Annotated in this window: 22 protein-coding genes, 1 pseudogene and 1 riboswitch; of the genes and pseudogenes, 12 read left to right on the top strand and 11 right to left on the bottom strand. The window is 39.4% G+C overall.

Annotated elements, in window-relative coordinates:
- Positions 1 to 29: 29 nt before the first annotated feature.
- Positions 30 to 425, bottom strand: a pseudogene (locus BM000_RS17215) (PAS domain-containing protein); the annotation flags it as partial.
- Between the two features lie 276 nt (positions 426 to 701).
- Here BM000_RS17215 and BM000_RS07550 point away from each other — a divergent pair.
- Positions 702 to 1,553: a VOC family protein gene (locus tag BM000_RS07550; protein ID WP_091496468.1), complete on the top strand. Its 852-nt coding sequence runs from the start codon at positions 702 to 704 to the stop codon at positions 1,551 to 1,553.
- Positions 1,554 to 1,589: 36 nt separating this feature from the next.
- Here the strand turns inward: BM000_RS07550 and BM000_RS07545 are convergent, their stop codons facing one another.
- From BM000_RS07545 to BM000_RS07520, 6 genes are all read right to left on the bottom strand, one after another.
- A complete protein-coding gene (locus BM000_RS07545) occupies positions 1,590 to 2,714 on the bottom strand; it encodes an alpha-hydroxy-acid oxidizing protein (protein WP_091496466.1) in 1,125 nt (374 codons plus the stop codon).
- Positions 2,715 to 2,728: 14 nt separating this feature from the next.
- Positions 2,729 to 3,400 carry a methionine ABC transporter permease gene (locus BM000_RS07540; RefSeq protein WP_091496464.1) on the bottom strand — a complete coding sequence of 224 codons (672 nt, stop codon included), beginning with the start codon at positions 3,398 to 3,400 and terminating at the stop codon, positions 2,729 to 2,731.
- Positions 3,393 to 4,418: a methionine ABC transporter ATP-binding protein gene (locus tag BM000_RS07535; RefSeq protein ID WP_091496462.1), complete on the bottom strand. Its 1,026-nt coding sequence runs from the start codon at positions 4,416 to 4,418 to the stop codon at positions 3,393 to 3,395. Before BM000_RS07535 ends, BM000_RS07540 begins: the two co-directional genes overlap by 8 nt.
- A 36-nt stretch (positions 4,419 to 4,454) precedes the next feature.
- The gene (locus BM000_RS07530) at positions 4,455 to 5,261 is read right to left on the bottom strand and encodes a MetQ/NlpA family ABC transporter substrate-binding protein (protein ID WP_091496460.1); all 807 of its coding nucleotides are present in this window, start codon (positions 5,259 to 5,261) and stop codon (positions 4,455 to 4,457) included.
- A gap of 118 nt (positions 5,262 to 5,379) precedes the next feature.
- Positions 5,380 to 5,487: riboswitch (SAM riboswitch) on the bottom strand.
- A 98-nt stretch (positions 5,488 to 5,585) separates the two neighbouring features.
- The gene (locus tag BM000_RS07525; RefSeq protein ID WP_091496458.1) at positions 5,586 to 6,377 is read right to left on the bottom strand and encodes a carbon-nitrogen family hydrolase; all 792 of its coding nucleotides are present in this window, start codon (positions 6,375 to 6,377) and stop codon (positions 5,586 to 5,588) included.
- 20 nt (positions 6,378 to 6,397) lie between these two features.
- Entirely contained in the window at positions 6,398 to 7,561 is a 1,164-nt protein-coding gene (locus tag BM000_RS07520) for an iron-containing alcohol dehydrogenase family protein (RefSeq protein WP_245751605.1), read from the bottom strand.
- 80 nt (positions 7,562 to 7,641) lie between these two features.
- Here BM000_RS07520 and BM000_RS07515 point away from each other — a divergent pair, with 80 nt between their 5' ends.
- The 4 genes from BM000_RS07515 to BM000_RS07500 all read left to right on the top strand — a co-directional run bounded on the left by BM000_RS07515 (position 7,642) and on the right by BM000_RS07500 (position 11,870).
- Complete coding sequence (locus BM000_RS07515) at positions 7,642 to 8,832, top strand: pyridoxal phosphate-dependent aminotransferase (RefSeq protein ID WP_091496457.1); 1,191 nt, start codon at positions 7,642 to 7,644, stop codon at positions 8,830 to 8,832.
- 491 nt (positions 8,833 to 9,323) lie between these two features.
- Entirely contained in the window at positions 9,324 to 10,223 is a 900-nt protein-coding gene (locus BM000_RS07510) for a DUF1002 domain-containing protein (RefSeq protein WP_091496455.1), read from the top strand.
- Positions 10,224 to 10,486: 263 nt separating this feature from the next.
- Positions 10,487 to 11,308: an SDR family NAD(P)-dependent oxidoreductase gene (locus tag BM000_RS07505; RefSeq protein ID WP_091496453.1), complete on the top strand. Its 822-nt coding sequence runs from the start codon at positions 10,487 to 10,489 to the stop codon at positions 11,306 to 11,308.
- A 286-nt stretch (positions 11,309 to 11,594) separates the two neighbouring features.
- Positions 11,595 to 11,870 carry a transporter gene (locus BM000_RS07500; RefSeq protein ID WP_245751604.1) on the top strand — a complete coding sequence of 92 codons (276 nt, stop codon included), beginning with the start codon at positions 11,595 to 11,597 and terminating at the stop codon, positions 11,868 to 11,870.
- A 43-nt stretch (positions 11,871 to 11,913) separates the two neighbouring features.
- Here the strand turns inward: BM000_RS07500 and BM000_RS07495 are convergent, their stop codons facing one another.
- Positions 11,914 to 12,243 (bottom strand): winged helix-turn-helix transcriptional regulator, encoded by a 330-nt coding sequence (locus BM000_RS07495; protein WP_091496451.1) that lies wholly within the window; start codon positions 12,241 to 12,243, stop codon positions 11,914 to 11,916.
- A 137-nt stretch (positions 12,244 to 12,380) separates the two neighbouring features.
- Between BM000_RS07495 and BM000_RS07490 the strand changes: the two genes are divergently transcribed.
- The 4 genes from BM000_RS07490 (at position 12,381) to BM000_RS07475 (ending at position 18,048) form a co-directional block, all read left to right on the top strand.
- Positions 12,381 to 13,187: an STAS domain-containing protein gene (locus tag BM000_RS07490; RefSeq protein ID WP_091496449.1), complete on the top strand. Its 807-nt coding sequence runs from the start codon at positions 12,381 to 12,383 to the stop codon at positions 13,185 to 13,187.
- Positions 13,188 to 13,553: 366 nt separating this feature from the next.
- On the top strand, positions 13,554 to 14,396 hold the full coding sequence (gene licT / locus BM000_RS07485; protein ID WP_091496448.1) for a BglG family transcription antiterminator LicT: 843 nt from the start codon (positions 13,554 to 13,556) through the stop codon (positions 14,394 to 14,396).
- Positions 14,397 to 14,522: 126 nt separating this feature from the next.
- Entirely contained in the window at positions 14,523 to 16,418 is a 1,896-nt protein-coding gene (locus BM000_RS07480) for a beta-glucoside-specific PTS transporter subunit IIABC (RefSeq protein WP_091496446.1), read from the top strand.
- Between the two features lie 196 nt (positions 16,419 to 16,614).
- The gene (locus BM000_RS07475) at positions 16,615 to 18,048 is read left to right on the top strand and encodes a 6-phospho-beta-glucosidase (RefSeq protein WP_091496444.1); all 1,434 of its coding nucleotides are present in this window, start codon (positions 16,615 to 16,617) and stop codon (positions 18,046 to 18,048) included.
- Positions 18,049 to 18,100: 52 nt separating this feature from the next.
- On the opposite strand, the gene BM000_RS07470 is transcribed toward BM000_RS07475, so the two are convergent.
- Positions 18,101 to 18,712 carry a DUF3298 and DUF4163 domain-containing protein gene (locus tag BM000_RS07470; protein WP_245751603.1) on the bottom strand — a complete coding sequence of 204 codons (612 nt, stop codon included), beginning with the start codon at positions 18,710 to 18,712 and terminating at the stop codon, positions 18,101 to 18,103.
- A gap of 384 nt (positions 18,713 to 19,096) precedes the next feature.
- Between BM000_RS07470 and ahpC the strand changes: the two genes are divergently transcribed.
- From ahpC to BM000_RS07455, 3 genes are all read left to right on the top strand, one after another.
- Positions 19,097 to 19,663, top strand: coding sequence for an alkyl hydroperoxide reductase subunit C (gene ahpC / locus BM000_RS07465; RefSeq protein WP_091496442.1), 567 nt, complete (start codon positions 19,097 to 19,099; stop codon positions 19,661 to 19,663).
- 14 nt (positions 19,664 to 19,677) lie between these two features.
- Positions 19,678 to 21,204 (top strand): alkyl hydroperoxide reductase subunit F, encoded by a 1,527-nt coding sequence (gene ahpF / locus BM000_RS07460; protein WP_091496440.1) that lies wholly within the window; start codon positions 19,678 to 19,680, stop codon positions 21,202 to 21,204.
- A 140-nt stretch (positions 21,205 to 21,344) separates the two neighbouring features.
- Positions 21,345 to 22,067, top strand: a complete 723-nt coding sequence (locus BM000_RS07455; RefSeq protein WP_091496438.1) for a DUF421 domain-containing protein — start codon at positions 21,345 to 21,347, stop codon at positions 22,065 to 22,067.
- 29 nt (positions 22,068 to 22,096) lie between these two features.
- On the opposite strand, the gene BM000_RS07450 is transcribed toward BM000_RS07455, so the two are convergent.
- A complete protein-coding gene (locus BM000_RS07450) occupies positions 22,097 to 22,621 on the bottom strand; it encodes a cysteine hydrolase family protein (RefSeq protein ID WP_091496436.1) in 525 nt (174 codons plus the stop codon).
- A gap of 696 nt (positions 22,622 to 23,317) precedes the next feature.
- Complete coding sequence (locus BM000_RS07445; protein WP_091496434.1) at positions 23,318 to 23,902, bottom strand: ATP-dependent Clp protease proteolytic subunit; 585 nt, start codon at positions 23,900 to 23,902, stop codon at positions 23,318 to 23,320.
- Between the last annotated feature and the right edge of the window lie 26 nt (positions 23,903 to 23,928).

Below are 23,928 nucleotides of genomic sequence, written 5' to 3'. Positions count from 1 at the left end.
TTTAACTTGTTTACGACCTGCTCCACTAACTTTTGTCGTTTCGTTAAATCGGTCGCAACTTTCAACACTGCAACTACCCGCTGCTGCTTATTAAAGACAGGCATATAGGTTGCTTCTAGGTAAACCTTGTTACCTTTTTTGTCTTTTCGTTCAATTTTATTTTGAAATCGTTGACCAGACCATAATTGCTCCCAAAACGCTTGGTAAGCCTTACTTAAGGAAAAGTGATCATAACAAAATTGTTTATGATTCATCCCAATCATTTCATTTCTAGTATAATGCATTGTCTTTGCAAAATTCTCGTTCACATATTCTACTTGTTGCATGCGATTAAAACGAATAATTGCTAAATTGTGCTCAAGTGCAGCAAAAACCTGCTGATTTATCTCACTATCAAATTTTTCTTTGTTCGCTAATAAGGTCACTTTTCATCCTCCTATGGGTCAGACTATAACTTAAGTCCTGAAGTCTTAATACCCATAATTAGCTACCGGTAAACGCCAACCATCATTTTCGATTTAATACACGATTTTTAGTTACGGCACATTTTTTTGAGAAGTTATTAGCAAAAGTTAAGTTTATTGGGAAAAATCTCGATTTCAAGACTTTACTGTACATATATTTTCTTTTTTATGCTACACTACATTAAACCGGTTTAACTAACGCGTTAGTCGGGGTTGAATTGACAGGAGGAGTTTCAGATGAGCTTTCACAAAAAGCCAGCCACTTATATTAAAAGTCTTAGCTTAAACGTACAGGATTTAACAAAGATGAAGGAATTTTATCAAACTGTCCTTGGCTTTGTTGTCATTAAAGAGGGAGATCGCTTTGTCCAATTAGGAATTATTAACGAGCCCCCTTTACTAACACTAATTCAGGATAACAGCTATAAGAAAGCAACGATTAAAACCACCGGTCTCTATCATTTTGCGGTTCTTTTACCTTCTCGCTCTGAACTTGCCAGATTCTTAAAACACCTTATTGGTATAAATATACAAATAGGTGCGTCAGATCATTTAGTTAGTGAGGCCATTTACTTTGATGATCCTGAGGGTAACGGCATTGAAGTCTACGCAGATCGACCACCAGAATCATGGAGCTGGCAGAATGACTTGGTAAAGATGAGCATCGATCCGCTAAAAGCTAACGAGTTACTCGAAATAGCTCAAGAATTATCAGACTGGCAGCAAGCACCGGCTACTACTGTCCTTGGTCATATTCATTTACACGTTAGTGATTTAACTGCTGCTGAGCATTTCTATACCCGTGGATTAGGCTTTGAAGTTGTCAGCCGCTTCGGTGATCAGGCTTTGTTTATCTCAACGGAAGGCTACCATCATCATATTGGTTTAAATACATGGAACGGTGTTGGGGCACCGCCTGCAGCCGCTCACGATACTGGATTACGCTCATATACAATTGTCTATCCTGATGATGAAAAGCAAGTAGGAGTAATTGAAAAGTTGCACGGACTAGGCTATGAAACGAATAAGGATGAGCACGGTATTTATGTTTTAAGTCCCTCTCATATTAAGCTTTATTTAGCTGTTTAACTCGTGAATTGATCTTAAAAAAGACTTGGCATTTAATTAACCAAGTCTTTTTATGATTGCTGAATTAAGCTCTGATGGTGATGTTACACCTGATATTGCCAAACCCGTTACGAAATCTTTCTTTAAATTTGTGAGCACCGCTGTCACACCGCGTTGCCCCTTCACCAAGCCATAAACATAGGGTCTTCCTAACAGCACTGCATCTGCACCTAAGGCTAACGCCTTAATAATATCAGCACCCCGTCTAACCCCACCATCCATTAGGATAGTCAATTCATTGCCGACCGCTGTCACAATTTCCGGTAACGCGTCTAAACCACTTATGACCCCATCTAACTGCCGCCCACCATGATTTGAAACGATTAAACCATCGACACCGAGTGCCGCAGCACGCCTCGCATCTTCAGGATGTAATACACCTTTTAAAATAATTGGCAACTGCGTTTGTTCTTTTAACCATTCAATCTGACGCCAAGTTAGATTCTGCTTAAATAAAATTGATTGAATTGTTTTAATAAAGTCTGCCTTTGTTAACGACTGATCGCTATTATATTTCGCTTGAAAAACCTGATCACTTACAAAGTTTTCAATACCTGCTCCCGTCTGCATCGGGAAATAATGGTTAGACAGATCTCGTTCTCGCCAGCCGAGAAAGGGTGTATCGACGGTCACGACAATACCCGCATATTGAGCTTGCTCTGCGCGTTTAATGAAGCTTACTGCAACATCGTGGTCATTTGGCCAATATAGCTGAAAATAATATGGGACATCATTCATGAGCTTTGCAATTCCCTCAATTGAAACAGATGATACAGTGCTTGTAATAAAGGGGAAGCCATTCTCGGATGCGCTACTAGCTGACGCCCGCTCCCCTTCCGGGTGAACAATACCCTGAAAGCCAACTGGTGCCAATAAAATTGGCACCTGATGCTCACGACTAAATAATTTAACTGTGGGGTCTTGTGCCGAGACATCAGCTAGCACTCTTGGTATTATTGACCACTTCTCAAATGCCTGTTCATTATGTCTAAGTGTCGTCTCGTTACCCGACCCACTTTGAATATAACCAAATGCACCTGGATCAAGCTCTTGTTGAGCAAGTTCTTCCCAATCATGAAAGGAAAACGGTAAGTCTGTTTGAAATCGCTCCATACTGCTCATATAAAATCCCTTCCTTAATCCTTTTTAGCACGGGACGCCAATACATTACCAATTGATTGAATTGCCTGAATGATAATGATTAAAATAATAATAGTTACGTACATGACCTCTGGTTCATAGCGCAAATGACCAAAACGATAGGCAACATCACCAAGACCACCTGCACCAACCAACCCAGCCATTGCAGTCGCTCCAATTAAGCCAATTACGGCTATGGTGATACCTAGGATGATAGATGGCCTAGCCTCGCGAACCATCACATGCCAAATTATATCGCGTGTTTTTATCCCCATTGCTTCATATGCTTCAAGTACACCTCTATCAACCTCTAACAGTGCCGACTCCATCAACCTCGCAATATAAGGAGCGGTAAAAACAACTAGTGGGAGAATAACACCCCGCACCCCCATCGAAGTACCTACGATAAAGCGCGTAAAAGGCAACAATGTGAATAATAGAATAATAAATGGAATGGAGCGAATAATATTAATAACAATATTCAATGATTGATAGATAAATTTATTATTGTAACTTTTATTTGGTCTCGTGATAACAAGGAGTATTCCTAAAGGAAGGCCAATGATTATCGAGATAATTAACGAAATACTTACCATTTGGAAGGTTTCTATTGTCGCTTGCCAGATTAGCCCACCCCAGCGATCAATCTGATCAAAAAAATTAGCCATTAACCTTCACCTCACTCACTTTAACACCCTGTTCAATTAAATAATGCAAAGCCTTATCTGTTTCAGCTTTGGTACCTTGAATATGGGCAGTAAGCTTACCAAATGGACGGTCCTTAAGCTGTACAATATTTCCAGACAGAATATTGCTATGAATATCAAATTTCTTTGCTAACATTGATAGTGCGGGTTGATCGGCAGATTCCCCAACAAATGTTAATTGAATAATTGGGCCCCTTTGAGCCAACTCTTCAATAATTTCGTTGGGAATGTCACTTGGAAAAATACTACTAACAAAGCGTTCTGTTGTTGTAGTTTGGGGATCACTATAAACATCAATAACATTACCCTGTTCAATAATTTCACCATTTTCCATCACAGCAACACGATCACAAATCTTTTGTATAACATGCATTTCATGAGTAATCAGCAGGATGGTAATGCCAAATTCCCGATTGATCTTTAATAATAAATTTAAGATCGAGTCTGTAGTCTCTGGATCTAAAGCACTGGTAGCCTCGTCACTAAGTAAAATATCCGGTTCGTGTGATAGGGCTCTGGCTATTGCAACACGTTGCTTTTGCCCGCCAGATAATTGATTAGGAAAAACATACTTTTTGTCGGATAACCCAACAATATTAAGATACTTTTCAACACGCGCTTTAATTTCTGAAGCAGGTATACCCGTTAGCTTCAAGGGAATAGCGATATTATCATACACATTCGCTGTCTTTAATAAATTGAACCCTTGAAAGATCATACCAATATTCTGTCTAGCTTGACGCAATTGGTCATTAGTAAGTTTGCCTAGTGTTTGACCATTAACAATGACTTCACCAGATGAAGGCTTCTCTAAAAAATTGACACAGCGAACCAGGGTACTCTTCCCTGCTCCGCTATAGCCAATCACACCAAATATCTCACCTTGATTTACTGTTAAATTCACGTTTTTTAATGCAAGAATGGCGTGGCCCTTCTTTTTTGATTCAAATTTTTTCGTTACATTTTTTAATTCAATCATTCAATCTACCCCTTAACTTGCTTGTTACTGAAGATATTACCACGACGCTACGACTGAGCCCTCGAAAGTATCTTCAATAAATTGTTTAACCTCATCAGAATGGTAAATATCAATTAATGTCTGAACAACTGGATCATCCTCATTCTCTTCTCGAACAACGAGGAGATTAACCCATGGTGAGTCACCTGGTTCAATGAAGATAGAATCTTCTGTCGGAACATAACCATGCTCAATAGCAAAGTTAGTATTAATTGCAGCAGCTGCTAGTTCCTCCAATTGTCGCGGAATTTGTGATGCTTCTAGTTCAATAAAGTCAAGATTTAATGGGTTTTCTTCAATATCTAATACTGTTGCCGCTGCTCCCACACCTTCGGCTAAAGTAATTAGACCAGCATCTTCAAATAGCATAAGTGCTCGCGCACCGTTAGTGGGATCATTTGGAAGCGCTACTGAATCACCATCTTGAAGTTCGGACACATCACCGATAGCAGATGAGTAAATCCCCATTGGGAAATTTACTGTTGTTGCCACATCAACGATATCTAAACCACGATCCTCTTTAAAGTTATCTAGGAATGGTTTGTGCTGGTAGCTGTTTACATCAAGCTCACCTTCAGCCAATGCTGTATTGGGTATAACATACTCTGTAAATACCTCTACATTAATGGTTAAACCCTGTTCTTCTGCTAATTCCGCTACCTTCTCAAATATTTGCTCGTGTGGACCAGCCGTAACGCCTACTGTAATTTCATCTTCTGACAGTGCCTCACCCGCACTATCTCCGCACGCTACCAAGGCAACGACAGTAATAAATAAACCTAGTAAATAAACTAATTTTCTCATAATTAAACTCCCCCTTTTATCCATGAACGAATGTGTACTTCTTTTTTAAAAGAAAATAAAAAAGGACGCTTCTTATCTGCTTAGATATGAAGAGTCCTTATATAAATTAAGTGTACTCTCCTTATCTTTTCAAGCTCATACTAGCTTGCTGGAATTGGCACAGTGACATCACATGTCTGTTGCCGAGGCTTCAAAGGGCCAGTCCCTCCACCTCTCTGGATAAGAATTGTTCAATTCGTTATGTGATTGTGATAATTACTTTACAATGGCTTTTAAAAGAAGTCAAACCTTTTTTTTGTTTTATCAGAATTTTTTTATAATAGCTTATTTTTGTAAGCGATACAAATTAGCTCGACGATCCTGATAAACAGGAATAGTCTTTCGAATACGATCAACCTCTAACATGTCAATCTCTGCATAAAGTGTCGTCGGCTCTTCCGCAGCCTCAGCGACAACCTTACCCCAAGGATCAACAACAAGTGAGTGACCACCGAAGCGGTTATTCGCATCTTCTCCTACTCGGTTACAAGCAATGACATAGCACTGGTTTTCAATTGCGCGGCTAATAAGTAAGGTGCGCCAATGGTCAATTCGTGCCTTGGGCCACTCTGCTACGACATAAAGAAGCTTTGCTCCATTAAGCATATGGGTACGAATCCATTCAGGAAAGCGAATATCATAACAAATAACGCCAGCTGATACGTAGTTATTTAGAATAAATAATCCCTGATCCTCCCCCTCCGCTAGATATTTATCCTCGTCCATTAGTCGAAAGAGGTGAGCTTTGTCGTATTGCTTTTCTACTTCCCCGTTGCTATTAATTACAATTAAAGTATTGTAAAATTTATCATGCTTACGATTAGCAATAGAACCTGCTACAAAGTGAACCTGATGCTTTCTTGCCAGATCTGCAATAAAGGTGATTGTATCTTGCCCATTATCCTCAGCAATCTCGTTGAAACGCGTAAGGTCATAACCAGTTGTCCACAGTTCTGGTAGCATAATTAAATCTACCTGCCCTTGAGCAACTATCTTTTCCACTTGATTCTTAACATAAGCACGGTTGACCTCTGGTAAACCAAAAGCAATATCCATCTGAATAAGCGCAAGTTTCATTATTTACCTCCTAAATTCACTTAGATAGCAATCCAAGCCTCTAACCGCTTCATAGCGTGAGCCACTGATTCTTTAGATGCATTTTCCATAAGATGAATAGACTCACTGGGCCTAGTGGCCGTTTGAGCAACGCACTCAAACGCTAAGTCTAATTGGTCTTTTACACCTAACTCTCTGAGCGCTGCCGGTAAGCCTAGACGGCGATAGTAAGGCAAAAGCTCCTCGATTTCATCAAACCGATTCTCCAAAGCCAATTGCACTAATATACCATATGCAACCTTGTCACCGTGTAGCTGTTCATGAGTCTCTGCCAAAGCAGTAAGCCCATTATGAATAGAGTGTGCTCCTGCAATTCTACCATACCGTTCCCCGAATCCGCCAACCATCCCACCTGCCATAATAATAGTTTCAATTACTTGGAGATACGCAGGTGTTAATTCCTTGTTTTCGTGATCGACAATTGCCTGTTCACCATACTTTAGTAGAAGATCACGACACAATTGTGCTGCATTTAGAGCAATAGTAACTGCTAATGGTTTACGCTTTAATTGTCGTGCTAAGACATCAGCCTCATACCACTTTGCAATCGTATCGCCAATTCCAGCTCGGAGAAAGGCAACTGGTGAATTCAGAATAAGCTCCGGTTCAACAGCCACCAGATAAGCATTTTGGGCATAAACAATATGCTTGATAAAGGTACCTTCTTCATTGTAAAAAACACTTAATGGTGTCCATGGTGCACAGTTAGAAGCTAAGGTTGGCACAAGTAAATATGGAATGTTTAGCTTTATCGCACAGGCCTTGCCAAGATCCAATATCTTTCCGCCCCCCACCGCTAAGATATATTCAGCCTGCTCTATTTCTGCCTTTGCTGCTAAGCGATCAACTTCAGCTTCGGTACATTCACCACAATACCTGACTCCAGTCAAATTTAAATTAAGCTTATCCAGATAGGGCTTAGCAACTCGCCATGATTGCTCACCGTGAATGAGCAACCCCTTTTTCCATTGCTCGTTAATGACTGCTTGCTGTAATGCTTGAAGAGACCCTGAGTGACAACGATATAGATTGGGGGCCCCTTGAACTTGAATAGATTCCAAAACCATCATCCCCTTAAATGCTTGCGTTAGTTGTTGCAAATTATCCCACTCGACCACTATTGTGTCAAGATTCATAATTGTCATAATTCTCTCTTTACATTTGTGACAACTTTGACTATGATAGTCTTTAAAACTTCGAATTTATCATAAAGAGGTGTTAAACCGTGAATACATTTCCATCCTCAACAGCGTTAGAGCGCCTACCCGACCAGTTCTTTGCGCGTTTAGTCAACAAAGCCCAAGCTTTGGTGCAAGCAGGCCATGATGTCATTAATCTTGGTCAAGGAAATCCAGACCTGCCGACACCTCATTATATTGTTGAAGCATTACAGAAAGCAGCAGCTAATCCAGATTATCATAAATATTCCCCATTTCGTGGTCATAGCAAGCTTAAGGAAGCTGTTGCAAGCTATTATTGGCGAGAGTATGGCGTAGAGTTGGATGCAGAGCATGAGATAGCAATCTTACCTGGTTCTAAAACTGGGTTAGTAGAGCTGAGTCAATGCTTACTAAACCCTGGTGATTTAGCTTTATTACCCGATCCAGGCTATCCCGATTATATGTCGGGGATTGCACTTGCACACGCAAGAACAGTTATGATGCCGTTGCTAGAAGAAAATAACTTTTTACCTAACTATAACGTTTTAACCACTGAGCAGTTGCATGAGGCGAAACTTATGTTTCTCAATTATCCAAATAACCCAACGGCAGCTACAGCATCCCCTGCTTTTTTCGAGCAAACCGTGTCATTAGCCAAGACTCATAATATTTGTGTATGTCATGATTTCGCCTATGCAACCATTGGATTTGATGGTGAAAAGCCGCGCAGCTTTCTACAGACAGAAGGCGCAAAAGATATAGGCATTGAGATGTTTACCTTATCCAAAGCCTATAATATGGCGGGATGGCGGGTTGGGTTTGCCATTGGTAATCGCTCTGTTATTAAACAGATTAATTTAATTCAAGATCATCTTTATGTCAGTTTGTTCGGGGCAATCCAAGATGCTGCCAGCACGGCTTTACTTGGCCCACAGGATGAAACAATTGCTTTGACGAAAACCTACGAAACACGGAGAAATAAATTTGTAGCGGCGTTAGAGGAAGCGGGTTGGCAAGTCAAAGCCCCAAGCGGTACCTTCTTCTGCTGGCTCAAAATACCTGATCACTTTACATCGCAGACTTTCGCTGATTACTTGCTGGAGCATGCGCATGTCGTCGTAGCCCCTGGAAACGGCTTTGGTGAATGTGGTGAAGGCTACGTCCGTACTGGCCTTGTTACTCCCTCAGACCGTTTAGTAGAGGCAGCAGTAAGAATAAAAAACCTAAATCTTTTTCACTCAACTTTCGCACACTGAAGATAGTCATCAAGCCTTGAACTTGTTTAGGAGAGTCGGTATGCACGACTTTCTTATCAATGTGGCGAGCTGTATCGTTCGGAAAAGCAATGGATTCGCTTTCCGCGGAGTTGGGTACTTAGCATGAATTAATCCAATCGTGCAAAATCAAAAATTGAAGTACAAAAGAAAGTGAACCTTCCTTTATCGTTGACGGTGGCGATCTAACAGAATAATTAAACGAATACCGCTAAATGTATGCTCACTTACTTGTACGTAAGTGAGTTTTTATTGTGCAGCTTACTACCTTTCTGCGTAACTAATTTCTTCTCAATGTCGTCTTATTAATTATAGTAAACTCTCTTTAATAGTTTATCATTATGTTTAGCAGTTCTATAATAACCGATTACACATAGACTTATGATAAAAGCGGACAAGCTAATTGTTTTAGTGTAAGATAGAGAGTGGGTTATTGAAAAATTACCCTTTTTGCAAATAAAGGAGGCATTTAAATGAAACACCTTATCCCAAAAGCAAGTATATTATTAATGGCCGTGGCATTTTTTCTATATACGTTACTCCCACCTGTCTTTGCTGATGCAATTGAAGGGGAAGTAATTATTACATTAGGTGAGGATTTGTCGGCTGAACAACGAGCAACCGTTTTATCTGACCTCGGTGTTGAGGATGAAGATGCCTACGAAATTATCTATGTCACAAATCAAGAGGAACACAATTATTTAGGTGAATACATTCCAGCTAGTCAAATCGGATCAAATGCTATTTCTTCAGCAAAAATTACCTTACGCAATGATAATACCGGAATTGCCGTTACGACCAACAACATTAACTATATTACTGGCGCCATGTACACAAATGCCCTTGCAACTGCTGGTGTTAGTGGAGCTGAGATTTATGTCACCGCTCCGTTTGCCGTCTCCGGTACAGGTGCTTTAACTGGAATTATAAAAGCATATGAGGAGACTACTGGTGAAACCATTAATGAAGAACTTAAACAAGCCGCTAACGAAGAAATGGTAGTAACTGCTGAATTAGCAGAAGACGCTGGAATTGATGAGGATACGGCTGTTGATTTTATGAACCAAATTAAAGAGCGGATTGAACAGGAAAATCCACAAACAGCTGAAGAACTTCGTGACCTAATTTCACGACTCGCGAACGAGCTTGGCATTAATTTAACGGATAGCCAGTTAAGTCAGCTTGTTGATTTATTTAATAAATTAAGAAACTTAAATATTGATTGGGGCAAAGTAACGGATACCATTGAAGCAACTCGGAATTGGTTAGGTGACTTTGCTGAAAGCGAAGAAGGGCAAGGCGTTATTAGAAGTGTGGTAAACTTTTTTGAAGCCATCTGGGACTGGTTTTTATCAATATTTTCTAATAATTAATTAGTAATACTTCTTAATAACTCAACTTTCGCACACTAAAAATGGTCATTAAGCCTTGATTGTGTATGGAAGAGTCGGTGTGCACTAGCCCTGTTGACTTTCTTATCTGTTTAGTGCGCCATACGTAGAGCTGGCTGAAGCCAGCTTAGCTGGACTGTTAATGTGAAAGTTGAGTACGTAAGCATCTGAAGCTATGCGCTCTGATTAATTAAGAGCATCTATCCCAGGTGCTTATTTTTATTGTGACAAGGAGAGAGTTAAAAATGAAAAAAGCTGTAATAACTGGAACCAATAGTGGATTCGGCTTCCTTACTACTTTAGAGCTGTTGGAGGCCAATTATTACGTTATTGCGACGATGCGCATGACCGCTGATTCATCCCGATTACTAGCAGAAGCACGTAAACGTGGACTTGCCAACAATCTAGAGATTTATCGCCTTGACGTTACTGAACTGGAAAATGTGCTTAATTTTAAAGACTACCTCGCAGAACAGCACACCCATATTGATGTGCTAATTAATAATGCTGGCTATTGCCAGGGTGGCTTTATTGACAATTTAGCTGATGCCCAATGGCGACACCAGCTAGATGTAAATGTAAATGGCGTCTTCTCCCTTACTCATCATTTATTACCCTTACTTAAACTGTCAGATCGCGCACAAATTATAAACATTGGTAGCATCAGTGGTTACATAGGGTTACCTGGTATGTCGGCTTATTGCGCTTCTAAATTTGCCTTAGCTGGCTTTAGCGAGAGTCTTAGAATTGAGTTGCTTAAGGATAATATCTTTGTTTCTCTAGTTGCACCTGCCTCCTTTAAAACAGCGATCTGGTCAAAAGGCCTTGCTCAAATTAATGAAACACAAAGCACACTTAAAAAGACAGTCTTAAATTATGCCCTGCAAGCTAGAGATAAAGGTCAAGATCCTAAAGCGGTAGCCAACTTAATTAAGCGTATCTGTCAATCAAGGAAACCCAAGCTTTATTATACTATCGGCAAAGGCGCACACTTGCTTCTCTTGGTCAAGCGACTCCTACCTTGGCGTACGCTAGAATACTTTATTTTAAAACGGTTAGCTAAGTGAAAATAACATGACGCTTTAATCAGTTGGGGTTTCTCTATCATCCCCTAATTGTTAGTACTCCAGGTATGCAGCCAATGTCTAACCAAAGTGCCATCTCTGGACGAACCAGGTACTTACTGGCTGTGTTAGTCTGCGCTAAATCTTTTCTTACATTTAAGCCAATTTCATGAATGCACACTGCAGTTACTCGTCACTTTTGTTGAAGCTAATCATAGACTAACATAAGCATGACTAGGCATTTGACTGTGCTAATTAAAGTAAAAAAAAATGAAAGAAGGCTGTTTAAATGAATGAGAACTTACGCGTACCAACTGCAACACCTGTACCAACGGCTGCTCCACCTGAAATTGCTCCATTAAGTATTGGAGGCCAACAAGGAGCTCGAGGCATAAGAAGATGCTTATTTACCAACACTTACATCTGGTTAAATAACGGTCAGCAGTTTTGGTATTTTCCAACCTTCGTTACACGCCAGCGGATCAGTGGGTTTAGATGGGGGAGACTAGGATGGGTTTATCACAGCATTAACCCTAATCAAGTTTGGAGCTTTCAATGTATGTAACTAACCCGTTCATAATAGCAAGTAGTCAAACAGTGGTGCGTGATCACGCACCACTTCTCTCCATCTTTTCACGATGTTCGCTGCCCCACTTGGCCATAAAATAAAGCGTCGCTTCTAAATTCCTACCATATGTCGTTAGTTCATACTCTACTCGCGTTGGTAATTCATCATATTCCATTCGTTTAATTAGTAAATCCTGTTCTAACTCGCGCAATTGCTGTGTCAGCATTTTTTTACTAATCCCCGACACTTTCCTATGCAACTCATTGTAGCGAATAGTCCCCTCTAACAACTGAAACAAAATAATAGCCTTCCATTTACCACAAACGACATCCATTGTTACCTCAATTGGATGATTTTCTGTCTCTCTCATCGCTTTGTGCTCCTTATTTTTGTAGGCACCAAAAAGTGCCTACTTGATTTTTATGCCTTAATCTCACTATGATAAACTTGTCAAACAATCTAGCAGTTTTAATAATTTTATACCCAAAAAGGAGGTGAATTAAACCTATGACTAAAGTTTCACCGAAAGACATTCAACAGGCTATAGGAAAGAAAATATTACATAATAAGGCTATCTTAGCTAGCTATCGTTTGGATACTGCTAAACCTGCAGTTCAGCTTCCGGATTGGCGAGAAAGACTAATTGAGATTTATGCAGATCACATTAGCCAAGCAACCGATTTTATGATGTTACGCGATTGGTGCGATCAATTTACTAGTGTACTAATAAGTGAGGATTTATCTATTAGGCTTGCCATTGAACAAGTTAAAGTCTGTCAGGATGCCGTTGAGACCATTATGATTGAAGAAGCTAAATACAATGCGCTTAGCTACACAGATTTTTATTCTGTTATTAAAGACTTTAATAGCTTAGCCAATCAAGCTGGTCTTTATTTAAGTGAATGTTACATTACGCATTACGTAAAAAAATATAATGAATTTGAACAATTAGTTAAAGAATTATCTACCCCAATTGTACAAATATCAGACCAAATAGCCATCATTCCGATTATTGGGACACTTGATGAGGAACGAGCTGATTCATTAATTGAAACTGCTCTTTATGAAGGACGATCATTAGGCGTTAGGACTATGCTGATTGATTTATCCGGTGTTCCAATCGTCGATACCATGGTTGCCGGCATTTTAGTTAATCTGAATGAAGCCTTAAGTGTAATAGGGATTCAAGTTATTCTTAGTGGGATAAGGCCCGAACTTGCACAAAAGCTTGTCCAATTAAATATTAACTTTCGTTCTATTCATACTTTTGCAACCCTCTATCGTGCGATTCAATTTTTAAAAAAAGCAAATTAGCCAGCGATCGCGGATAAAGCTCCTTCGTTGCCATCAAGCCGAAGGAGCGAACCGATTAAGAAAACAGTTTCGTTTATTCGACTTGTCTCATCTGGTCTTTTTCTCTCCCCTCACCCCTGTGCTCTATTAACCATCCAGTAGTAATGGATTATACGCTTTATCCAACCGTAATCATTCCACCTCTTAAAAGATAGCGCTTTCAAACACTTATTCTCATACCTTAAAAAAGGTTGACATTAAATATACCTTATGTTCTAATAAGGATAAAGTCAGGGTTGTTACCATTATAAATGGGCTATACGTGACTGATTGACAAAGTTAATGGGTTAGCTAGCTGATGTAATCTCACCCGAGGAGATAGAATCTGTGGAAGTAAATAAAGTAATTAACAACAACATTGTCAAATCTATTGATAGCGCAAACAATGAAGTGTTAGTAATGGGAAAAGGGATTGGTTTTCAGAAGAAGCCTGGTGATCCTATTCATGAAGAGGCAATAGAGAAAGTATATACAAGCAATAAGGACATGACTACGAGTAAGCTTACCCAGCTACTTGCTAACATTAAATTAGAGCATGTTCAAGTTGCCAATGAAATTATTAGCTTTGCCAAAGCATCATTAGGAAAGAAACTAAGTGAAAACATTTACTTAACACTGACCGATCACATTGATTACGCTATTGAACGTTTTCAAAAGAAGCTACCAATTAAAAATGCCTTACTATGGGAGATTAAACGTTTCTATAATCATGAGTATCTAATTGGAAAAGAAGCCATTTCAATTATTAAGGCTAAGCTTGGTATTGCATTGCCAGAGGACGAAGCAGGATTCATTGCTTTGCATATCGTCAACGCAGAGCTTGACATGTCTAAGGTTAGTGAAGTGTCTGAAATGACGCAAATTATTCAAAACATCCTTAATATTATTAAGTATTTTTATAAAATTGATTTAGATGAGTATTCCCTAAATTATGAGCGCTTTATCACACATTTGAAATTTTTTGTTCATCGTTTATACCGTGGTGTTGAGCTCGAGCAGGATAAAGACGCCGGTTTCTTGTTTATTTTAAAAGAACGCTATAAGCAAGAGTATGACTGTGCCCTAAAAATTCGCGAGTATATTATTAAGGAATTCGGTCGCGATCTTAAAGAAGACGAGATGATCTACTTAACTATTCATATCAGAAGAGTAACAGGCTCGTCAATTTAATTAAATAATTAACATAGGATTGTTACTGGTTGTGCAGGCTATACCTAAATAACTCCCCCTGTTTAACAAGAGGTTATCAGGAGATTATTTAGGTATTTTTTATTTCATATTTCAGGAGGAACGAACATGAATTATCCAGAATTAGCAAAGACCATTTTGGAAAATGTAGGTGGCGAAAAAAATATTAACAATGTTGGACATTGTGCAACAAGGTTACGCTTTAATTTAAAGAACAACGATTTACCAAATACCGAACAGTTAAAAAATACTCCCGGGATTATGGGCGTCGTATCTAAAGGTGGGCAATACCAAGTTATTATCGGTAGTGATGTTGGCAGTGTTTATAAGGAAATGGCTAAACAGGCTCCCGAACTTGGTGGAAATAATGACGAGGACGATAAAAAGGATGATCGCAAAGCAGTGGCCAAGGTTATTGACACAATAACCGGGATCTTCACACCTATCCTTCCTGCCATCACTGCAGCTGGGATGTTAAAGGCTGTCCTTTCTTTATTAGTAGTTTTTGAACTGGTTAATAACGAAAGCCAAACCTATCAAGTCGTTAATTTTATGGCCGATTCCGCCTTTTACTTTTTGCCAATTTTATTAGCTGCTTCATCAGCGCAAAAATTTAAAGCAAATATGTTTTTAGCGATGATGATTGGTGGTATCTTACTTCACCCGAATTTTGTCACCATGGTTAATAGTTTAGAAGCAGGTGATGGCATCAGCTTGTTCGGCTTACCGATTTCTGCCGTGACTTATGGCTCATCAGTTATTCCAATTATTTTATCCGTATGGTTCATGTCTTATATTGAGCCGATTGCTGATCGCATCTCACCAAAGGCAATCAAATTCTTTAGTAAGCCGCTAATTACGATTGCTATTGTCGGGACGTTTGCTTTGGTTGTCATTGGACCTTTAGGTCATTATATTAGTGAGCTTATTTCATCAGGTATTACCGCTTTAGAAAACTTTAGTCCATGGCTTGTTCCATTAATTATCGGAGCGTTATCACCTTTGTTTGTTGCTACTGGAACACACTACGGTCTTGTTCCGATTGGAATTAACAACCGGATGGTAAATGGCTATGATACGGTTATTTACCCAGGTATGCTTGCTTCTAATGTTGGACAAGGCGCAGCAGCGCTAGCCGTCAGCTTTAAAAGTAAAGATTCTACAATTAAGCAATTAGCTTCTACAGCCGGCTTAACCGGACTGTTTGGTATTACTGAACCAGCACTTTACGGGGTAAACCTGCGCTATAAAACACCGTTATATGCCGCTATGATTGGTGGGGGTGTCGGTGGTCTCTTTATGGGTATTTTCCGAGTCAGAAACTTTGCTGGTGGTTCACCAGGCATACTCACTTTACCAAGCTATATTGGTGATGACACATTAAGTCATTTCACCTTTGCGATTATTGGTGCTGCAATTAGTATCGTGGTTGCCTTCATTGTTTCATATATTCTGTACAAAGATCCAAGTAAGGAAGAAGATGCACTTGCCGCCAGTAAACCAGGAAGTGTGACAGATCAGACCGAAGAAAAGCAAACAGGATCAGCAACTGAAGAAGTGATCTACTCCCCAATTAACGGTTCTGTTGTCCCACTAGCTGTTGTAGAGGATGGAATGTTTTCGGAGGAGATTCTAGGTAATGGGGTTGCAATTAAACCTGCTGATGGCGTGGTAACGTCACCTATTTCTGGGACTGTAACAGCTACCTTTGACTCAAAGCATGCAATCGGTCTAACGAGTGATGATGGCCTCGAGCTACTTATTCATGTCGGAATTGATACTGTTCAGCTTAATGGGGAAGGTTATCAGTACTTTGTTGACAAAGGGCAGAAAGTAACTGTTGGTGATAAACTAATTGAGTTCGACCTAAACGACATTGCCAGCAAGGGATATAAAACTATTACACCAATTGTTATTACAAATTCTGCTGATTTTGGTGATATCATTAGTTTAACTGAATCAAACGTTGCACAAGGTGAGAAAATTATTAAAGCCATTCGATAACATGGTTTTCAATCAGTGGGGGTTTTCTCTATCCCCCACTGATTATTAGCATCATAGGCAACATCGACAGGGATAACCAAAGTGCGTGCTCTAAACGATTAGACTTTTACTGACAGTTATTCTGCACTATTATTAGCAGGGGTTATTAGCTTATTTTGAAGCTTTTATCACCTGATCTTTTAGAAGGAGGAGCATTATGGGATTTAGAAGGGACTTTTTGTGGGGTGGCGCAACAGCTGCCAATCAATGTGAAGGTGGCTTTGATGAAGGTGGTAGAGGACTAGCTAATGTTGACGTTATCCCCACCGGTGAGGACCGGCGAGCAATTATTACCGGCCAGCAAAAGATGTTTAGTTTTGATAACGAGCACTTTTATCCGGCGAAAACGGCAATTGACATGTACCATCATTATAAGGAGGATATTGCTCTGTTTGGAGAGATGGGATTTAAAACCTATCGACTATCAATTGCTTGGAGTAGAATCTTCCCTAAGGGTGATGAAGCTGAACCAAACGAAGAAGGTCTTCAATTCTACGAAAATCTCTTTAAGGAATGTCATAAGTATGGGATTGAACCACTTGTAACTATTACACATTTTGATTGTCCGATGCACTTAGTAGAAGAATATGGTGCATGGCGCAATCGAAAGCTGATTGATTTTTACGAAAATCTATGTCGGGTCATTTTCACCCGTTACAAAGGTTTGGTCAAATATTGGTTAACATTTAATGAGATCAATATGATTTTGCACGCCCCATTCCTTGGTGCAGGTTTATATTTTGAAGAGGGAGAGCATGCCGAACAGGTGAAATTTCAATCTGCTCACCATGAGCTCGTCGCTAGTGCCTTAGCTACCAAGATAGCTCATGAGGTTGACCCCAACAACCAAGTCGGGTGCATGCTTGCGGCTGGACATTACTATCCCTATTCCTGCAAACCAGAGGATGTCTTTAAAGCTCAACAATCTGATCGTGAGAATTACTTCTTTATTGATGTACAAGCTCGTGGAACCTATCCAGCTTATGCATTAAAAGAGCTTGAAAGAAAAGGGGTTGAGATTAAGATGGAGGATGGTGATTTAGCGCTACTCAAGGAGCACACTGTTGACTTCATTTCTTTCTCTTACTATTCATCTCGAGTCGTTTCAACCGACCCTAAAGTTAACGAAAAGACATCAGGTAACTTATTTGCCTCTGTAAAAAATCCTTATTTAGAAGCAAGCGAATGGGGTTGGCAAATTGATCCGCTTGGTCTTAGGATTACAATGAATTCACTCTATGATCGCTATCAGAAACCTCTTTTTATTGTCGAAAATGGATTAGGTGCAGTTGATACACCAGATGCAGATGGATACGTAGCTGACGATTACCGAATTAATTATCTCCAACAACATATTCAAGCAATGAAAGACGCAGTTGATCTAGATGGGGTTGATTTACTTGGCTACACATCATGGGGCTGTATTGATCTTGTCAGTGCCGGAACAGGTGAAATGAAAAAGCGTTATGGCTTCATTTATGTTGACCGTGATAATGAAGGCAACGGTACCTTGAAACGAACAAAGAAGAAATCTTTTAATTGGTATAAACAAGTTATTTCTTCAAATGGAGAAGATTTGACTAATCATTAGTTATCCATGATGGCCTAGCAGTATAATTCGCTAGGCCATTTCCAATATAGGATTAAAGCATTCTTCCTAATGGTCCGTCTTCATTAATAATTTCGCTTAGGTCATAAATCGAGATTGGAAAATACTGAAACCCAAAAGCATAAGCAACTAATTCATACAACTGAAAGAAAATCACCAAAGTTTTATCTGCAATATAAAAATCCTGATCAGGTTTAATTGCTTCAAACGGTTGTAGCAATGGTAGGTCACGTTGCTTAATTTGAGCCGCAACATGTGCAGATATTACCTCTACATAATTAGTCCCTGGCTTAAACAGTTCATTTAACTGATAGACGTTAAGCTCGGGCAGATTAAACGTTAACCCTTTTAAAAAAGTCATACCATGCGCAGCCTTGTCATGATAGGTGTAATTTGATAGTACTAAACTTAAAACCTGCTGCTGATTGTTTTTTAATTCATATAGACCTAGCATCTCAACAATTGGAGTAGTAAACTCTGTTTCTTGAATCTTAATTAATTGTTGTACCCCGTTAACAATTTGCATATTGACAAAGTATTGAACTGATTGGTCAGCGAAATCAGTTAGTACCGGAAAGTACACCGACATTTGCGGGCTTGTTGAGGTGCATTCCGTATTTATAGATAAAGGTAATTCTTGATACATCATTCTACCCCCATTCTTCTTTATCATATGCGTAGAAGTAGAAGATACAGAACTTAGATTTTTTGGATAGCCAAGACTTATGAAGGGCATCACGCTTTTTACAAATACTCCTTATCAAATACTGATGGATAAACGATAATAAAATCATTTTGTAATTAAGCTATACTTAATAGCTAAAAATAATCAGTATATTTGTAATAGCTTGTCAAACACTATAAAACAGTAGTGTTTTATCTCTAAACAACAAAAAATCGTTATGCTTGACATATAAAACAGATCCTTTATAATAACTTATATCGAATTAGAATAATTATCGTTAATAACATCTACTTTTATGAGCTGATGGTAATTATTCAACAACAATTTAAAGGAGGAAGACAATTTATGTCTCTTATTGGTACAGAAGTACAACCATTTTCAGCACAAGCATTTCAAGCAGGAAAAGATTTCTTTGAGGTAACAGAAGAAAACTTGAAAGGTAAATGGAGCATTGTTTGTTTTTATCCAGCCGACTTTTCTTTTGTGTGTCCGACTGAACTAGAGGATCTACAGAAAGAATACGCAGCACTTAAAGAATTAGATGTTGAAATATATGGTGTATCTACAGATACGCATTTTGTGCATAAAGCATGGCACGAGCATTCAACAGCTGTAAGCTCTATTGAGTATCCACTTATTGGTGATCCATCTCAGGTTATTTCTCGTAACTTTGATGTTTTAGATGAAGAAGCTGGTCTAGCTGACCGTGGTACCTTCATCATTGATCCAGATGGTGTCATTCAAGCTGTTGAAATTAATGCTGGTGGTATTGGTCGTGATGCAAGCACATTAATTAATAAAGTAAAAGCAGCTCAGTATGTCCGTAAAAATCCAGGTGAAGTATGTCCGGCGAAATGGGAAGAAGGATCGGAAACACTTAAGCCAAGTCTTGATATTGTTGGAAAAATTTAAGGAGTTTGATAAGTATGTTAGATCAAGACATTAAACAGCAACTAAAACAATATTTAGAGCTTTTAGAAAACGACATCGTCATCAAGGTTAGCCTTGGTGACGACAAGTTTTCTCTAGAGACTAAAGAGCTTGTTGATGAAATCTCATCAATGTCAGCACTGATCTCAGTTGAAGAGGCAAGCTTAGACCGCACGCCAAGCTTTAGCATTAGTCGCAAGGACGAAGTAACAGGTGTTACCTTCGCTGGTGTTCCACTTGGTCATGAGTTCACTTCTTTAATTATGGCGCTTCTTCAAGTAAGTGGCCGTGCACCCAAGATTGAAGCCAGTCAAGTAGAGCAAATTAAAGCAATTGAAGGTAGCTATAACTTTATCACTTATGTCAGTCTGTCATGCCACAACTGTCCAGATGTTGTGCAGGCATTAAATGTCATGAGTGTGTTGAACCCTAACATTACCCATACAATGGTCGAAGGCTCAGCTTTTAAGGATGAGGTCGAAAGTAAGAACATTATGGCGGTCCCATCCGTTTACTTGAACGGTGAATTTATGGAATCTGGTCGAATGACACTTGATGACATCTTAGCAAAGATCGGTTCTGGTCCTGATACTAGCTCAATTAATGAAAAAGATCCATTTGATATCCTTGTTGTTGGTGGTGGTCCAGCCGGAGCAAGTGCTGCCATTTATGCTGCAAGAAAAGGCATTCGCACAGGTATTGTTGCTGATCGCTTTGGTGGTCAAGTAATGGATACACTAGGGATTGAGAATTTCATTAGCACTTCGTATACTGAAGGACCTAAGCTCATGGCGAGCGTTGAGGCGCACGTCAATGATTATAACGTAGATATTATGAAAAGCCTCCAAGCAACTGGTTTAGAAAAAAATGAACTCTTTGAGGTCGCACTAGATAATGGTGCAACATTAAAAAGTAAAGCAGTAATTATTTCAACTGGGGCACGTTGGCGTAATATTGGCGTACCTGGTGAAGCAGAGTTTAAAAACAAAGGGGTCGCCTATTGCCCCCACTGTGATGGACCATTGTTTGAAGGTAAGCATGTTGCAGTTATTGGTGGCGGTAACTCAGGTGTTGAAGCTGCGATTGATTTGGCCGGTATTGTTAAGCATGTAACGGTGCTTGAATTTTTACCTGAATTAAAAGCTGATGCAGTGCTGCAAGAACGGCTACACACCCTACCAAATGTTGATGTTGTTTTAAATGCACAAACAACAGAGATTACCGGAGATGACACAGTAAATGGCATAAGCTATATTGATCGTGAGACGAATGATCACCATCATATTGAGCTTGCTGGTGTTTTCGTTCAAATTGGTCTAGTTCCTAATACCGATTGGCTAGGGGACACCGTTGAACGTAATCGAATGGGTGAAATTGTCGTTGATAAGCATAATCAAACAAGTTTGAAAGGTGTGTTCGCTGCTGGCGATTGTACCGATACCCCCTACAAACAAATTATTGTTTCAATGGGTTCTGGTGCCACAGCATCACTCGGCGCCTTCGATTATTTGATTCGAAATTAAATTATTTAAAAACCATGTTAGCCAGCTTTGGTTAGCATGGTTTTTTGCCGTATACACCTTTATGTTTCTTCATTAGTATGGATAACGAGTAATCGGACAGGCTAATAACACTAAATCTTAACATTAGGGCAGGGCATTAAATGGATTATTTAAGTAATTCCGCATTAATCATTGGCCGTATTATTACGATCATCCCACTACTACTTTTTATTGTTCTTTACATGGGTAAGCGGGCAATTGGACAATTACCAGTATTTGACTTTCTCATTATTATTGTACTCGGTTCAGTTGTTGGGGCAGATATTGCCGACCCAGACATCGAGCATTTCCCCACTATTGTGGCAATCATTTCCATTGCCTTATTACAACGTACCATTGCCAATTGGAAGCGCGCAAGTCAGCGATTAAACAGATTGTTAACATTTGAACCAACTGTTGTCATTACTAATGGTCAGCTATTATATAAAAACCTACGCACAATTCGCTACACAACTGATATTATTTTCCAAATGCTCCGTGAAAAGGATGTCTTTGATATTAATGATGTGGAGACAGGTATTATTGAACCCAATGGCGTACTTACCGTATTAAAAAAGAGCGACAAGCGCAATGTTACTAAGGCTGATATTGGCTCGTTAGAAGCTCAACCCGCCATTACCTTTCCTGTCATTATTGAAGGTGTCATTGATCGAGATATTTTAAAACATGTCAAAACGGATGAGCAATGGTTATTTAGACAACTAGATCAACGTAACATTGGCGATCTTAACGAGGTCTTTTTAGCAACGATAAATAGCAAGTTAGAGCTGCATGTTACATTGAAAAATCTAACAAATATAGAAATTCCATTAATTAAACTATAGCTAAGTAAAAGCCCTTATTATACTCAATTCTATAAACGACAAGCAGCTTCCTGTGCATTTATTACTTCAGCAGCGTTTGACCATTTTAAAACCGTACCAACAAATCGTTTCACATCTAAATCAGCCATTTGATAGGTTGCTCCTGTGTTAACTGCACCAATTGCATCTTCAATTACTGACACCTTAAAGCCGCGATCAAAAGCGGCAACTGCTGTAAAAAAACAACAGAACTCTGCTTCAAACCCTGTAATAAACAGTTGGTCTATTTCTAGTCTCTCCAAGACGCTCGCCAATTCAGTTTTAAAAAAACCACTTGGTGTTTGTTTTTCAATAATTATTTCCGCATATGGCCGTAGCACTTTATTTATCTTTGAACCTGAGTTGTCACGATGTAATGGACTCTGGTGATCTTGGTCAAAGTGCTGTAAGAAAATAACAGGTCGATTCTTGGCTCGAAATGCTTGAATCGTTACCTCTATCTTAGCAATTTCTTTATTAAATGCCCCACTCTTAATAATTCCATCTTGCACATCAATAACTAATAATGCCTTCATTTAATCTCCATCTCCCATAGAACATAGTTTGCTGCACTATTTAGAAAAGCCTGGTGAATCAACAAAAGTGATTGCTCATTACTATTAAACACAAGCTGGTGATGTGGATAAGCTGTTGATAAATACCGGTGGCCCTCACATGAACATAGATACCCTGACGTTCTTACAAGAAATAAGCAAAGTCCTCTGTGCCAAATTCGCTAGCTTAAAAGTCAGCATGTTCTCCTTTAGCATTCCCGTGATTTCCTGTGCTATGATTAGAGCGCTTGAAAGCTATTTAAATAATTACCTTCTATTAGGCTACTGCGATCCCACCATTAATTGTCCAACTTTTCCTTCCTACTTTAAGGCGATCTTTGATGTCACACGAGCACACCATCTTCATTCCCTCCCGTGATTTTAATTACAAACTTATCCACAGCTCTTTAGAGCCAAATGATCTTAATTTCTTCTCATTAAAGCAAGCAATATACAGCTCCCTAGAGGAAAGCGCTGGATGATGGTGACGGTGGCGGCGCCAATTATTGTCTCTTCCCCTTACTCGACAATTTGAACGGCACATCTTGATATGCATGGCTGATGAATGCCATTCCTTCTTCTCTATCATTGCTATTACTATGTATGATAGTTAATTATCGTCCGCCCAGCACTAACAAAAAAAATAGGTGCACCAAAAATGGCACCCTATTACTTAGCTTAATTTCTTGTTAAAATATGGTCAACCACACCATATGCTTTAGCCTCATGAGCAGATAGAAAATAATCACGTTCAACATCGGTTGCAACCTTATCAACCGGCTGTCCTGTGCGATCGGCAATAAGTTGATTAATCGCTTGACGTTGCTTCAAAATTCGACGTGCATAAATGTTCATATCGGTTGCTTGACCCTTTACCCCACCCGAGGGCTGATGGAGCATAATTTCTGCATTTGGCAAAGCATAGCGCTTTCCCTCTGTACCAGCAAGCAGTAACAGTGCTCCAAAGGAAGCTGCCATACCAATACATATTGTTTTAATATCCGCTCTTACGTGCTCCATCGTATCGAGCATGGCAAAGCCAGCTGAAATCGAGCCGCCTGGGCTATTAATATAAATTGAGATATCTGCCTGGGTATCCTGTGAATCAAGGAAGAGCAATTGTGCAGTAACACTATTAGCCAGGGCATCATTAATCTCTGAGCCAATAAAGATAATTCGATCTTTTAGTAGCCTTGAATAAATATCGTAGCTTCTTTCCCCTGTTGCTGTCTGGTCAATGACGTATGGTATCGGTATACTCATGAATAGCACCCCTTTTCAATAATAAC

Origin of the sequence: Amphibacillus marinus (genome assembly GCF_900110345.1) — a bacterium.
GTDB classification, from domain to species: domain Bacteria; phylum Bacillota; class Bacilli; order Bacillales; family Amphibacillaceae; genus Amphibacillus_D; species Amphibacillus_D marinus.
This window is presented reverse-complemented; position numbering and strand designations above follow the sequence as displayed.